The following is a 13,751-nucleotide window of genomic DNA, read 5'->3' on the forward strand; positions in this document are numbered from 1 at the left end:
TAGTGGTGTGCTATCTTATCATGAAGCTTATATAAGACCTCTCAAAACTAAATAAGACAAGACAAACGTCTTCCATTTCCTTAGAAAGGAGGTGATCCAGCCGCACCTTCCGATACGGCTACCTTGTTACGACTTCACCCCAATCATCTATCCCACCTTAGGCGGCTGGCTCCTAAAAGGTTACCTCACCGACTTCGGGTGTTACAAACTCTCGTGGTGTGACGGGCGGTGTGTACAAGGCCCGGGAACGTATTCACCGCGGCGTGCTGATCCGCGATTACTAGCGATTCCGACTTCATGTAGGCGAGTTGCAGCCTACAATCCGAACTGAGATTGGCTTTAAGAGATTAGCTTGCCGTCACCGGCTTGCGACTCGTTGTACCAACCATTGTAGCACGTGTGTAGCCCAGGTCATAAGGGGCATGATGATTTGACGTCATCCCCACCTTCCTCCGGTTTATTACCGGCAGTCTCGCTAGAGTGCCCAACTTAATGATGGCAACTAACAATAGGGGTTGCGCTCGTTGCGGGACTTAACCCAACATCTCACGACACGAGCTGACGACAACCATGCACCACCTGTCTCTTCTGCTCCTAAGAGAAAGCCTATCTCTAGGCCGGTCAGAAGGATGTCCAAGACCTGGTAAGGTTCTTCGCGTTGCTTCGAATTAAACCACATGCTCCACCGCTTGTGCGGGCCCCCGTCAATTCCTTTGAGTTTCAACCTTGCGGTCGTACTCCCCAGGCGGAGTGCTTAATGCGTTAGCTCCGGCACTAAGCCCCGGAAAGGGCCTAACACCTAGCACTCATCGTTTACGGCGTGGACTACCAGGGTATCTAATCCTGTTTGCTCCCCACGCTTTCGAGCCTCAGCGTCAGTTACAGACCAGAGAGCCGCTTTCGCCACCGGTGTTCCTCCATATATCTACGCATTTCACCGCTACACATGGAATTCCACTCTCCCCTTCTGCACTCAAGTTTGACAGTTTCCAAAGCATACTATGGTTAAGCCACAGCCTTTAACTTCAGACTTATCAAACCGCCTGCGCTCGCTTTACGCCCAATAAATCCGGACAACGCTCGGGACCTACGTATTACCGCGGCTGCTGGCACGTAGTTAGCCGTCCCTTTCTGGTTAGTTACCGTCACATAATGGATTTTCCACTCCCATTACCGTTCTTCTCTAACAACAGAGCTTTACGATCCGAAAACCTTCTTCACTCACGCGGCGTTGCTCGGTCAGGGTTCCCCCCATTGCCGAAGATTCCCTACTGCTGCCTCCCGTAGGAGTCTGGGCCGTGTCTCAGTCCCAGTGTGGCCGATCACCCTCTCAGGTCGGCTATGTATCGTCGCCTTGGTGAGCCTTTACCTCACCAACTAGCTAATACAACGCAGGTCCATCTCATAGTGAAGCTTTTGCTCCTTTTAACTCGGGTTCATGTGAACCCCAGTCTCATGCGGTATTAGCTATCGTTTCCAATAGTTATCCCCCGCTATGAGGTAGGTTACCTACGCGTTACTCACCCGTTCGCAACTCCTTGGTCTAGTGCAAGCACCAGACCTCAGCGTTCTACTTGCATGTATTAGGCACGCCGCCAGCGTTCGTCCTGAGCCAGGATCAAACTCTCTTTTTAGTTTGAACTCACTCGTTCTTTTCTGTCGCTGAACAGATTTAATTGTCTTTTGCTTTGACGGGTAATATGCGCTAACATATCACCCTCACGTTTGGTTATTCTTGTCTTATTCAGTTCTCAAAGGTCTTTGTCTCTTACGAGACAACTATTTCATTCTACCAACTATTTCTGCCTTTGTCAATAACTTTTTCTTTTATTTCGGCCTCGTTGGGATCCTTGTTGCCCTTTTAGCAACTTTATTAGTATAACTACCTTTTTCATCTTTGTCAAGATGATTATTTCAATTTTAAAAAGTTTTTTAATTGCGAGGCCTTTACAGCACTCCTCTATACTATTAGAGCTGCTTGTGTGTTGGTTTCATTGTAGAACTTTTTTATAGTTCTTAGCTATAAGACCATACTGCAATTTCTTATTCTTTTAAGCAAGTCTTTATGATAGAATAGAGGTATTATGATAACGGAGGTGTGATTAACCATGTCTAATACTTTACTGGTTTTACAATCTGACTTTGGCTTAGTTGACGGGGCTGTGTCTGCCATGGTTGGTGTAGCCTTACAAGAAGACCAGGGTCTCCAAGTTCATCACCTAACTCATGATATTTCACCCTATAATATTTTTGAAGCTTCTTATCGTCTCTTTCAAACTATTAATTACTGGCCTGAAGGCACTACTTTTGTTTCCGTGGTTGACCCTGGGGTAGGATCAAAACGTAAAAGCGTTGTCGCTTTAACCAAAAATAATCAATATATTGTTACACCTGATAATGGCACTCTTTCTTACATAAAAAAACATATTGGCATTGAAGCCATTAGGGAAATTTCGGAAGTTAAAAACAGACGTAAAAATACTGAATTTTCCTATACTTTCCATGGTAGAGATGTCTATGCTTATACAGGGGCTAAACTTGCCTCTGGACATATTGCTTTTGAAGAAGTTGGACCAGAGTTATCCGTTGATGCTATCGTTGAAGTTCCAGTTGTCAGCACTGTAATCAGTGAGGATATCGTGCGTGGTGTTATTGACATTTTGGACGTTCGCTTTGGTTCTTTATGGACATCTATAACGAGGGAAGAATTCCAACACCTTACTCCTGAATTTGGTGATCGTTTTGAAGTTACTATATTTAATAACGATATGCTAGTTTATCAAAATCAAGTAACCTACGGGAAATCATTTGCTGATGTGCGTATTGGTCAACCAATTCTTTATATTAATTCACTCTATCGTGTCGGATTGGCTATCAATCAGGGATCTTTTGCCAAAGCTTATAATATTGGTGTAGGACAGAATTGGCATCTTGATATCAAAAAAATACGCTAATATCAAGAACTTTCATACCTAAGTCAACAATTACTATTTTATAGAAGAAAAGGGACTATATATGACTAACTTATCCATTAAAACCGTTGTTGCTATCGGTATCGGTGCTGCTTTGTTTATTATCATTGGTATTTTTGTACCTATTACTGTTTTTACCAATACAACAATCTCTTTACAATATGCAGTGCAAGCTTTATTTGCTATTGTTTTTGGCCCAATAGCCGGTTTTTTCATCGGTTTCTTTGGTCACATGCTTAAAGACATGATTTCTTATGGGTCAGTTTGGTGGTCCTGGGTTATCCCTAGCGCACTTGTTGGCTTAGGTATTGGTTTCTTACATAAAAAATTAAAAGTAACACAAGGTATTTTTACCAAAAAAGATATTTTTCTATTCAATATTACTCAAATTGTTGTCAATATTATTTCTTGGGCACTCGTTGCACCTCTTGGTGATATACTAATTTATCATGAACCAGCTAATAAAGTTTTTACCCAAGGACTTTTTGCCAGTCTAGCTAATATTGTTACAATCGGTATCTGTGGAACCTTACTTTTAGTTGCCTACACCAATACTCGTACCAAATCAGGGAGCTTAACAAAGGATTAAATTTCAAAAAAACTAATGACTAATGCTATCCAATTCAAAAATTTCAGTTTTAAATATGATGCTCAATCCCTACCAACACTTTCCAACCTTAATCTGACTATAGAGAAAGGCCAAAAAGTGCTCATTATCGGCCCTTCTGGCAGTGGTAAGTCAACAATTGGTAGCTGTTTAAATGGGATTATCCCCAACCATTTTAAAGGGGAGCGCAGCGGCTCCTTGCTTATCAATGATAAAGAAGTATTTGATTTATCCATTTATGAAAAATCAAAATTGGTATCAACCGTTCTACAAGATCCCGACGGACAATTTATTGGACTTTCGGTGGCGGAAGATATCGCATTTGCTTTAGAGAATGATTGCATACAGCAATCAGAAATGACTAAGCACATCAATTATTGGAGCAAAATACTTGATTTAAGCGACCATCTAGCTAAAAGACCTCAGGATCTCTCTGGAGGGCAAAAACAAAGGGTCAGTTTGGCTGGCGTTCTGGTCGACGAGAGCCCCATCCTCTTATTTGATGAACCACTAGCTAATTTAGATCCCAGAACCGGACTGGCTACCATTGATCTAATTGATCGCATCCATAAGAGCACCCAAGCAACTACTATCATCATTGAACATCGCTTGGAAGATGTGCTTCATCGTCATGTTGATAAAATCGTCCTCATTAATGATGGTATTATTCTCTTTGATGGAACCCCTGATCAACTACTAGTTAGTAATAGTCTTGAGCAAAATGGCATCAGAGAACCACTATACCTAACTTGTTTACGTAACCTTGGCTTTGATCTTAGGGCCTTAGGCCAGCTAGACCAACTTGAAACTTTAGACCTACCACCCATCTCACTAACTGGTACAAAAGTAGAAAAAGTTCAAATACCCAAAAAACCTCTCTTAACTATCCAAAACCTAAACTTTAGCTATGACAAAAAACGCCCTATCCTTGACAACATCAACCTAACTCTAAATAAAGGAGAAAGAGTGGCTATTGTTGGACAAAACGGTGCCGGTAAATCAACTTTAGCCAAAATCATGTGCCAATTCCTTGAAGGTAACTTTGCTATGACCTATGGTGGAAAAGATATTTCTAGGGATTCTATTAAGGAACGGGCGGATAGAATAGGTTATGTTCTGCAAAACCCCAATCAGATGATTAGCAAATCTGCCGTATTTGACGAAGTAGCTGAAGGCTTACGTTTGCGCAACTTTGCAGAAGAGGAGATAAGAAAAAAAGTCAATGAAACATTAGAGACCTGTGGCTTATATCCCTATCGCAATTGGCCTATTTCTGCACTTTCTTTTGGGCAGAAAAAAAGAGTAACGATTGCTTCTATTCTCGTTTTAGGAGCAGAGATTATTATTTTAGATGAACCAACAGCTGGGCAAGATAAGAAAAATTACACAGAAATAATGAATTTTTTGGATCAACTTCATCAAAAAGGTCATACCATTGTTATGATTACCCATGACATGCAATTGATGATGGAATACACCGATCGAGCTATTGTCCTTAGTCATGGTCAAATCATCGCAGACGATAAACCTGAGAATATCCTTTCAGATGAAGCCATTCTTAACAAAGCCTATTTAAAAAAGACTAGTTTATTCCAATTAGCAGAAAAAACAGCTTGTAATCCCATCGATATGACAAGATACTACATTACAAAAGAAAGGGGTCGACATGTCTCAGAGATTGATCGGTTACCATAACACTGGTACATTTCTTCAACAGTTATCCGGCGCCAGTAAACTGATCTTTTTTATAGTGGTCTCTGTTGCCTGCATGACAACTTACGATACCCGTCTTATTCTTTTTATTGGGCTATTATCACTTTACTTACTACGAGTAGCTAGAATTCCTTGGAAAAATATATCATTTGTCATTTCATTTGTAACTTTCTTTGCTGTCATGAATATTCTTATGGTTTACCTCTTCGCACCAACCTATGGACAAGAAATTTATCAATCACAAACAGTCTTACTGAAAGGCTGGGGAAGTTACAACCTAACTAGCCAAGAGCTGTTTTACCTGCTCAATCTCGCTTTAAAATACTTTTCAACAGTCCCCTTAGCTATCTTATTTCTAATTACCACTCACCCTAGTCAATTTGCTTCTAGTTTAAATCAAATTGGTTTACCATACAAAGTGGCATACGCCCTCAGTTTGACCTTGCGTTATATCCCAGACATTCAAGAAGAATTTCACACGATTCGAACCTCACAGGAAGCTCGTGGTCTTGAGTTATCTCCAAAAGCTAAATTGACAGATCGTATTAAAGGTAATCTACAAATTATTACCCCACTTATCTTCAGTTCTTTAGAACGCATTGACACTGTCTCCACAGCCATGGAATTGCGTCGTTTCGGTAAAGAAAAAAAGCGAACTTGGTTCAGTGCTAAACCCTTTACTAAAGCAGATTATCTCGTTATTGGACTTGCGCTGATTATCGCCTTAATAACCCTCCTTTTATTTTTCAGTAACCACGGACGGTTTTATAATCCCTTTTTATAAAGAGTAATCAAAAAAGAGCTTAAGTGAAGCCATTAATCTTCATAAACGATTGATTCTAGGTCGCTTTTATATTGGCGGAACTGGCTAATTTTTTAACAATAAGAAGAGCATCTAGTCACTTGTGAACTGCACTCCGAAAAGTTAGACAAAAAATCTAACGATCATGGTGCGATTCATTGGGTACTAGATGCTTTTTTTATTAAATGAAGCCTCTTTTTAAACTCTCATCATTTCACTGGATCATAATAGAAAATCTGTCTGAGATGGTATTTTATAGAACCAAGTTCTTATCATCTCATTAAAAAATCTACATTCTATCTTTAAATTTACAATTGATTAACAAAAAATCAAAAGTTACCCAATTCTCCGGTTTGGTTGACAAGAGCATCTCTGAGTGCCATTGTAAACCTAGTAAACGGTGTTTGCGACTATATATAGCTTCAATAGTCTAATCTTTATGATCCCAAGTAATTGCTTCCAATTCAGGCGCTAATTCTTTAGTAGACTGTATATGCAGTGAATTAATCTGGCTACTGTCACCATAGATAGGAAATAAGACACTATTTTTAGATAAGCGAATAGACTGATGGGCTTGGCTCGGTATTTCTTCTTGCCAATGGTTAGATATTAACTGGTTTAAAGTTCTACCTGAGACAACATTGACAAGCTGAGCTCCGCGACAAATAGCCAGTACCGGCTTATTCTGTTTGAGCATCTCCATGAGTAACCGACTTTCAAAAATGTCTCTATCTTCATTGTAATCATCGCTCTTAATGCTCCGCTTTTCACCATAGAAGCGAGGGGAGATATGTTGACCACCAGTTAGAATCAATTTATCAATCATTGTCACATAATCCTTAACCACCTGTTCAAAACCAATTGGTAAAATGATAGGCACCCCTATTTCAAGGATAATATCTGAAAAAAACGTTGAACTATCAGTCCGGCTGATGCCATTTTCCCAAGCATCTTTGCTTTTTCCTTTACTGACATTCCCAGTTATTCCGATAATTGCGTTTTTCACTAGCATAGTCCCCTTTTTGAAATAATAGGATTATTTTTGCATAACCACCGTAGGCACGGTATTAGAGAGTTATTATCAGACTAATAAAGAAAGTTAATAGGAGTCAGTGGCTTGTAAGATTAACCCTATTTCCTAGAAGAACGATGCTTAAAGAAAGAGGAACGTTTGCGCCAATGATAAAATAAATTGAAGGGATAATAGAGAGGACTACTTGGAATATTAAACTCTCCAACGGATTCCTCAATGGTGGGGTTAAAGTTTGCTTTAAACTTCGTTAAGCCATCGCTCAGATCTCCTTCAACCCCTCCCATATTGGCCCATTTAATACCATGGCCATAGGCGTCTTCAAAAACTTTAGGATAAAGTAAATATTGGGGATAATATTTTTTAAAGTCATCGTTCATACCTGCATATAACATTTCCATCGACTCACCATAAGCAATCGATAGAATGCCTGCAATCACCACTTCCTGGGGATATTTTTCAGAAAATTTTTCACATTCGCAAATATTTTTTAGCAAAGCTTTTTTCTGATCGCTCAATTTACGAAGCTTCTTTTTTTGATGACTTTCTACAGAAGCTAACTGGTGGTCTACAGTTTGTAATTCTGTCTTTAGCAGAGTTAATTGAGCAGGGATATTAACCTTAGCAAGATGAAGATAAGCATCATCACCATAGATCACCATTAATTGTTTAAAATAATCTAAGTCGCGTAAGCTGATCTGTTTTCTCTCTTCCGTTAGGGAAACTACCTGCGCAAAAGCTGTAAGATCACTTGAAGAAGCACGATATACTTCCACCCCTCTTTTCCTAGCATCAGCCATTAAACGTTTGGTATGCTTAGGAAAAGTTTCCAGTAAATCCTTATCAAGGTAACAGTTTGCCTGAAAACGTGGTTGAATGGTCTCTGACATTTCTACCGTCAATCCAGACCATTTCGAGCCTGCATTAATCATGGCATCGATAGCTTCTTGCCCATGATCACAAATCCCCCGAACAGAGTCGCTCAACTTATATTGTTTAAACATAAGAGCCGGATCACACTTAACCATGATAGCCTTCTTTTGTTTAGCATAATCTTTAAGCATGTTAACAACAAAAATGACTAAGTTCCGGTTACTATAGTCCATGACTGGTCCACGTGGGATATAGATCATGGACAAACCTAGTGGTAAGGGCTTAATCAGCAGTGACATGGAAGCTACTAGCTGACTATCACAGTAAACCCCAATTCTTTCATGTTGCCAATGATGTTTAACCTTAGCCCAGGAACTACTTTGTAAGAGGTTAACCTGTTTGTTTGCCTTGACGAAGCTATCATGTTCTTCAGCACTAATACCTATTTTAACCACATAACAATTTTCCATAAATCCTCCAAAGTTAGATTACTTTTTTGTTACTAATATTTCATTTTTGTTACAATATATAATTTATGTTACCACACTGACATCTAAATGTAAACTAGTTCTTAATGAAATATCTTCTACTTTTAGTTTAACAATACTCGCAATCATTAACCTTCAAGCACAGCTCCCCCTAAACTCCGCCCTTACAGGCCTACTTATACCACCTTAAAAGAAACAGTTACACTGAAGATAAATAAAAAGTCATCAAGGAATCCGAAGATAGACAAATCTATGAAAAGTTAAGTTTCTGGAAATATCATAAGCTCCAAGATCAATCAATAACTGTTATAAACACTATAACAGCAGCATCCATAAAGGTTTTTATTACCAAGCCCTACAAAAAAAGATTGAAGAACATAATCCAAATTGGACTTTTTCTTCAATCTGCTCAAGAAAGTTCTTTTTATTTATCTAGGAATCCTGACTCTGATACTGCTTCTCTTACTAACTCTGTCAATACTGTGTCAAGAACAGCAGGTCTTTTATTAATATTGTGGCCTAACTTTGGTATAGTAATAACCCTACTATTACTGTAATTTTCAGCGATAGTCATAGAATGACGTGAGCGAATCATATCGTTTTGACCAACCAGAACAATGACAGGAATCGTATTAGACTTAAGGCTCGGCTGAATGGTCTGATTTGCCATCATAAGGCGAGCAACAAAGTAAGCATTCTTTTTTTTAGGGTCAAAGATACTCTCCAGAGCTAATTTCATGACTTTGAAACTAATACTAAAAATATAGTGAGAATGTAAACCTATAAATCTAACATTCCCAGCATTTAGAAGTAACCCCTCTACTCGCTCAGGGAAGAGATTTTCATATGCAATGGCTAAATTAGCTCCATCACTGTGACCCACTAAAATGTAGTTCTCTAGTTTTAGAAAATTTAACAACTCATGAATCTCCTTTGCTATTTGGGCAAAACTCGTTTTCTGAGTGAGTGCTCCTGACTTGCCATGTCCAAGAGTATCAATCATAATCAACTGGTAACAACTTGCTAAATGCAGTTGTGGTTCAAAGTAGGCAAGAGATTGACCATTACCATGAAAGAAAATAAGAGGGTAGCCTTGCCCATGAATTTCGTAATAAAGCTCATGTCCCATTTGTGTTCTATAGTACATATTATTCCACTTTCTAAACCATTCTAGACGACTTAAAGATTATCATTAAGTTTCATAAAACCTACACAACCATATTCATCAAGTACTTTCAATTGATTGGCTTCATAAAAGGCAATTGTTTTCGAGGTCGCATCTGTTATTAATACAATTTGCCTTATCCCTTCTAGTTGCTGAGATATATCCTTGATGAGATGAGAGCCTAATCCTTTATTTTGAAATTCAGGTCTTATTAAAATATCTTGGATATATGCAATAGTTAAGCCATCACTAATCACTCGACATAAACCGATCAATTGTTCGTCATGCCAAGCTGTGACATATGTGTAAGCATTTTTCAAAAGAAGTTGCATATTCTTATTTCTTGCAACATAAATATGCCAACCAACACTTAAATAAAGTTCCTGCAGGGCTTCATGTGACGGTAACAAATTGTTAATAACATAGTCCATTTTTATTCCTCACTTTTTCTTTACTAACAAAACATACTAAGGTAAGGGATATCTAGCAAAACCTTGAATTACCTTTTAAGTTTTTATATTCTAAGTAAGTTAATAAAATCAAAATAAGATCGAAAAAGGTCAATGCAATCATGCTATAATGATGAGTGGCCATGAATTCTCTTAATTGATAAATAATAAAGCCAACAAAAACTAAAATAGACAAAGGATAAGCCCACAGCTTTCGCCGAAGCAAGAGGAACAAAGTCAAAAGTTTCAACACCCCATGTAATAGGAGATAAATAGCTGCTAATCTTTGACCAGAGACTGTTATTAATTGTCCCAGTTGTACAAGATGACTTGCAATAAAAGCATTTGGATTTTTAGCTATTTCTCCTGACGTTAAAAAAGCAATAAACGTCTGAATGGTTTCATTTTTAAAAAAATAAAGCAATACCCCTGCAATTGATTCACCAGCAGCAAAAGCTAACTTAAAAAATAACATGATTTTAAAACTCTTATCAACTAATTCTACATTATTTCTAGTTTTCATTCCAGTCTCTTCTTTTCCTTTCATTGACAAATCTTGACTCTTCACCCTATACAGGTGATTACCTTTATGATATGGTAACACATTTTTCTTAATCAAAACTAATTTCTAGACATTATTTTAATAACTTACTTTTCCCTAATTTATCAGCACTTTCTTTTAATTCTCTTATAACAGCTGAACAGGAGAAATGATGATAACATTTTTTAAATTTTCTTGACTTATTCATACTAAAAGTTTTATGATATACGTGAAAATCAGAAATAGGTTATGATTTGTTATAGTAAAAATTAAATAAGAGAATTATTCTATGAAATCAAAAATAAATAATAAAAATATAGGCAACCTTCAAGAAGCAAATAAAAAATACAGCATTACCTTAAGCATACTCACTCTATTATTACTAAGCTTATCCATTATTTTATCCCAATTAAGTTTACCAACAGTTCTCAATAAGTTCTTATCAATATTACTTTTAATTATAGCCGTGGTATTAATGATTGTATCATATGACTTCTTAAAAATTTGCTACTCGATATATAGGGACACTCCTAATCCTCCTCTTTTTGTACCAAAGGTATACGGTCTCGGATTCAGCATTAATCCTTATCATAAGTACGGAAAAGTAATTTTTTTGATAATCTTCACTGTAATAATAGGCTCATTTATTCCTATTATTATTTCAATCTTTCAATGATCATAAAATTCACAATTGAAAATCAAGTAGGGAAAAATAAAAAACTGAATTTAGAAATATTCTTGTTTTTTTGAAACACAACAATATTCAATCTATCACGTTATCAATGGGACAGCACTATTATGAGAAAATGGTACCACTTTGCTAGGAAAGACAAGCTATGAGTCAGGTGAGACTCTATACCTATAGTCATGCTACTGCAGTCGGCGAAGACAAATCAATCAAATAATTTGCACACTATCTCAAAAAATAACTAAATAAACATATTAAACCAAGTCAAAAGTTTTCCGAAATAGTATCAAAAGCTAAAACGACAACAAAAAACACCTTGCAAGACTTGCAAAGTGCTTTGAAACGTTGATATACCAGTATATTAACGTTTTGAGAATTGTGATGCTTTACGAGCTTTTTTAAGACCTGGTTTTTTACGTTCTACCATACGAGCGTCACGTGTAAGAAGTCCAGCGCGTTTTAATGAATCGCGGAAGTCTGGGTCAACTTGTAGCAATGCGCGAGCGATACCATGACGGATAGCTCCTGATTGGCCACCGTAACCGCCACCGTTTACGTTTACGAATACGTCGTACGAACCTTCAGTAGATGTTACTGCGAATGGTTGGTTGATAACTAAACGTAGGTCAGCATGCGGGATGTATTCTTCAACGTCTTTGTTGTTAACTGTAATTTTACCAGTTCCTGGAAGTAAACGAACGCGTGCAACAGCGTTTTTACGACGACCAGTTCCTGTATATTGTGCTTGTGCCATTATATAATGCTCCTTTCCTCTTAGATAAGTCCTGAGATGTCAAGTACTTCTGGTTGTTGTGCTGCATGAGTGTGTTCACCGCCAACGAAGACTTTCAATTTCATACCTTGTGCACGTCCAAGAGTGTTATGTGGAAGCATGCCTTTTACAGATTTTTCGATCAAACGAACAGCATTCTTAGAACGGAGTTCACCTGCTGAGATTGATTTTAATCCACCTGGGTACATTGAGTGAGTGTAGTAGATTTTATCAGTTGCTTTTTTACCAGTTAATTTAACTTTTTCAGCATTGATAACAATGACAAAGTCACCTGTATCTGTGTGTGGTGTGAAGGTTGGTTTGTTTTTTCCGCGAAGTACGCTAGCAACTACTGCAGAAAGACGTCCAAGAGGTACATCTGTTGCGTCAACAACGTACCATTTACGTTCAACTTGGCCAGTTTTAGCCATGAAAGTTGTTTTGTTCATGATTTCTCCTATACGAATTCGTAATATTTGTTTACAAGGGTTGGTGGGTGTTCCGTCCCACACAAAGGTATTTGGAAGGTTCCGGGGCCTTTCAAATGGGGTAAACAATACCGCCTACTATGATAACAAAAATACTTGCCACTAGCAAGTACTTTATCATTTTTATTTTTTGGTTTTATCGAACAAAAAGATTATCCTCTTCTTCATTTTAACTTATCAATAACTTAGCGAGCCTCTTTACCAATCGCGAATACTGCTAATGTATTTGGCCCCACGTGAGCTGCAATAACAGGGCCTATTGGCATAATTAAGACATCGCTAATTTGAGGATCTTCCAGTAATGTATCCTGCAATTTCTGAGCAGATTCTAGGTCCTCAGAGTAACCAATAATGACAGTTGAATGGCCTATATCTCCGATTACTTGATTCATGATTTCATTAATAGCCTTTTGACGTCCTCGGACTTTTGCAATGGGCACTAAGTTTCCTGCTTGATCTATCCAAAGAATTGGCTTGATACTTGCTAGACTTCCAATAATAGCAGAGCTTTTCGACAAACGTCCACCTCTCATGAGGTGATAAAGATCATCCACTAAAAAGTATGTCCGAAGTCGAGGCAAGAGATCCTCAATCATAGCTTTCGTTTCTTGCAGACTTCGCCCTTTGTCTCTGGCTTCCGCTGCAAGAATAGATAAATAACCTTCACCACCCGATGCTGCTAAGGTATCAACAATTTCGATAATCGCATCTGGGTAATCTTCCAAGACCATTTCACGAGCTATAAGAGCACTTTGATAGGTTCCTGAAAGGACCGACGAGAAGGCAATATAAAGAAGGTTCTCATGATTTTTAGCATGGTCACGGAAGACTTTTTCAAAAGTACCCACGTTTATCTGACTCGTCGTAGGCTTACTACCTGCTTTCATCATAGCTAATAGGTCTGAGCTCCTTAAAGCCTCCGGTCCTACTGTTGAATAACTCTTTCCCTCACACTCAATGCTTAATCCTAAAACCTCAACCTGATGCTCTTCAGCCCACTGAGGGTCCAAATCAGCTGTTGAATCTGTTAATAAAAAAAATGACATGGCAGCTCCTTATTGATAATGTTTTTATTCGATTGTCAAAGTATTATTGTGTTATTCTAGCAGAATCTAAGCTAAGACGCAAGCTTTTTAAGGTTTTAGCAATCTTAGCATCTATTT

General features: G+C 38.1%; 12 protein-coding genes and 1 rRNA gene. 4 read left to right on the top strand and 9 right to left on the bottom strand.

Annotated features, from left to right (window positions below):
- Nucleotides 1–84: 84 nt before the first annotated feature.
- Nucleotides 85–1,634 (bottom strand): 16S ribosomal RNA (locus STRPS_RS03005).
- 474 nt (nucleotides 1,635–2,108) lie between these two features.
- Here STRPS_RS03005 and STRPS_RS03010 point away from each other — a divergent pair.
- From STRPS_RS03010 to STRPS_RS03025, 4 genes are all read left to right on the top strand, one after another.
- Entirely contained in the window at nucleotides 2,109–2,954 is an 846-nt protein-coding gene (locus STRPS_RS03010) for an SAM hydrolase/SAM-dependent halogenase family protein (protein WP_007892046.1), read from the top strand.
- A gap of 61 nt (nucleotides 2,955–3,015) precedes the next feature.
- Nucleotides 3,016–3,561, top strand: a complete 546-nt coding sequence (locus STRPS_RS03015; protein WP_007892054.1) for an ECF-type riboflavin transporter substrate-binding protein — start codon at nucleotides 3,016–3,018, stop codon at nucleotides 3,559–3,561.
- A gap of 15 nt (nucleotides 3,562–3,576) precedes the next feature.
- On the top strand, nucleotides 3,577–5,274 hold the full coding sequence (locus STRPS_RS03020; protein ID WP_007892068.1) for an ABC transporter ATP-binding protein: 1,698 nt from the start codon (nucleotides 3,577–3,579) through the stop codon (nucleotides 5,272–5,274).
- A complete protein-coding gene (locus STRPS_RS03025) occupies nucleotides 5,246–6,076 on the top strand; it encodes an energy-coupling factor transporter transmembrane component T family protein (protein WP_007892060.1) in 831 nt (276 codons plus the stop codon). The genes STRPS_RS03020 and STRPS_RS03025 overlap by 29 nt, the downstream gene beginning before the upstream one ends.
- Before the next feature lie 448 nt (nucleotides 6,077–6,524).
- Here the strand turns inward: STRPS_RS03025 and STRPS_RS03030 are convergent, their stop codons facing one another.
- The 8 genes from STRPS_RS03030 to STRPS_RS03070 form a co-directional block, all read right to left on the bottom strand.
- Nucleotides 6,525–7,100, bottom strand: coding sequence for a gamma-glutamyl-gamma-aminobutyrate hydrolase family protein (locus STRPS_RS03030; RefSeq protein ID WP_007892057.1), 576 nt, complete (start codon nucleotides 7,098–7,100; stop codon nucleotides 6,525–6,527).
- A gap of 125 nt (nucleotides 7,101–7,225) precedes the next feature.
- On the bottom strand, nucleotides 7,226–8,467 hold the full coding sequence (locus STRPS_RS03035) for a peptidoglycan bridge formation glycyltransferase FemA/FemB family protein (RefSeq protein ID WP_007892064.1): 1,242 nt from the start codon (nucleotides 8,465–8,467) through the stop codon (nucleotides 7,226–7,228).
- A gap of 442 nt (nucleotides 8,468–8,909) precedes the next feature.
- Nucleotides 8,910–9,632, bottom strand: a complete 723-nt coding sequence (locus tag STRPS_RS03040; RefSeq protein WP_007892063.1) for an alpha/beta fold hydrolase — start codon at nucleotides 9,630–9,632, stop codon at nucleotides 8,910–8,912.
- A gap of 32 nt (nucleotides 9,633–9,664) precedes the next feature.
- Entirely contained in the window at nucleotides 9,665–10,081 is a 417-nt protein-coding gene (locus STRPS_RS03045; RefSeq protein ID WP_007896513.1) for a GNAT family N-acetyltransferase, read from the bottom strand.
- A 52-nt stretch (nucleotides 10,082–10,133) separates the two neighbouring features.
- Nucleotides 10,134–10,646: a DUF2127 domain-containing protein gene (locus tag STRPS_RS03050; RefSeq protein ID WP_007892049.1), complete on the bottom strand. Its 513-nt coding sequence runs from the start codon at nucleotides 10,644–10,646 to the stop codon at nucleotides 10,134–10,136.
- A gap of 1,043 nt (nucleotides 10,647–11,689) precedes the next feature.
- Entirely contained in the window at nucleotides 11,690–12,082 is a 393-nt protein-coding gene (gene rpsI / locus STRPS_RS03060) for a 30S ribosomal protein S9 (protein ID WP_007892074.1), read from the bottom strand.
- 20 nt (nucleotides 12,083–12,102) lie between these two features.
- On the bottom strand, nucleotides 12,103–12,549 hold the full coding sequence (rplM, locus tag STRPS_RS03065) for a 50S ribosomal protein L13 (protein WP_007892072.1): 447 nt from the start codon (nucleotides 12,547–12,549) through the stop codon (nucleotides 12,103–12,105).
- A gap of 224 nt (nucleotides 12,550–12,773) precedes the next feature.
- Nucleotides 12,774–13,634: a DegV family protein gene (locus tag STRPS_RS03070; RefSeq protein WP_007892056.1), complete on the bottom strand. Its 861-nt coding sequence runs from the start codon at nucleotides 13,632–13,634 to the stop codon at nucleotides 12,774–12,776.
- Between the last annotated feature and the right edge of the window lie 117 nt (nucleotides 13,635–13,751).

The sequence above is a fragment of the Streptococcus pseudoporcinus LQ 940-04 genome (assembly GCF_000188035.1).
Taxonomy (GTDB): Bacteria; Bacillota; Bacilli; order Lactobacillales; family Streptococcaceae; genus Streptococcus; species Streptococcus pseudoporcinus.

Bases quoted from the DNA above. Each gene is read 5' to 3' on its own strand.
- rpsI (WP_007892074.1), bottom strand. From the start codon at position 12,082: ATGGCACAAGCACAATATACAGGAACTGGTCGTCGTAAAAACGCTGTT.
- STRPS_RS03025 (WP_007892060.1), top strand. From the start codon at position 5,246: ATGTCTCAGAGATTGATCGGTTACCATAACACTGGTACATTTCTTCAA.
- STRPS_RS03040 (WP_007892063.1), bottom strand. From the start codon at position 9,632: ATGTACTATAGAACACAAATGGGACATGAGCTTTATTACGAAATTCAT.
- STRPS_RS03035 (WP_007892064.1), bottom strand. From the start codon at position 8,467: ATGGAAAATTGTTATGTGGTTAAAATAGGTATTAGTGCTGAAGAACAT.
- rplM (WP_007892072.1), bottom strand. From the start codon at position 12,549: ATGAACAAAACAACTTTCATGGCTAAAACTGGCCAAGTTGAACGTAAA.
- STRPS_RS03020 (WP_007892068.1), top strand. From the start codon at position 3,577: ATGACTAATGCTATCCAATTCAAAAATTTCAGTTTTAAATATGATGCT.
- STRPS_RS03070 (WP_007892056.1), bottom strand. From the start codon at position 13,634: ATGTCATTTTTTTTATTAACAGATTCAACAGCTGATTTGGACCCTCAG.
- STRPS_RS03015 (WP_007892054.1), top strand. From the start codon at position 3,016: ATGACTAACTTATCCATTAAAACCGTTGTTGCTATCGGTATCGGTGCT.
- STRPS_RS03050 (WP_007892049.1), bottom strand. From the start codon at position 10,646: ATGAAAGGAAAAGAAGAGACTGGAATGAAAACTAGAAATAATGTAGAA.
- STRPS_RS03045 (WP_007896513.1), bottom strand. From the start codon at position 10,081: ATGGACTATGTTATTAACAATTTGTTACCGTCACATGAAGCCCTGCAG.
- STRPS_RS03010 (WP_007892046.1), top strand. From the start codon at position 2,109: ATGTCTAATACTTTACTGGTTTTACAATCTGACTTTGGCTTAGTTGAC.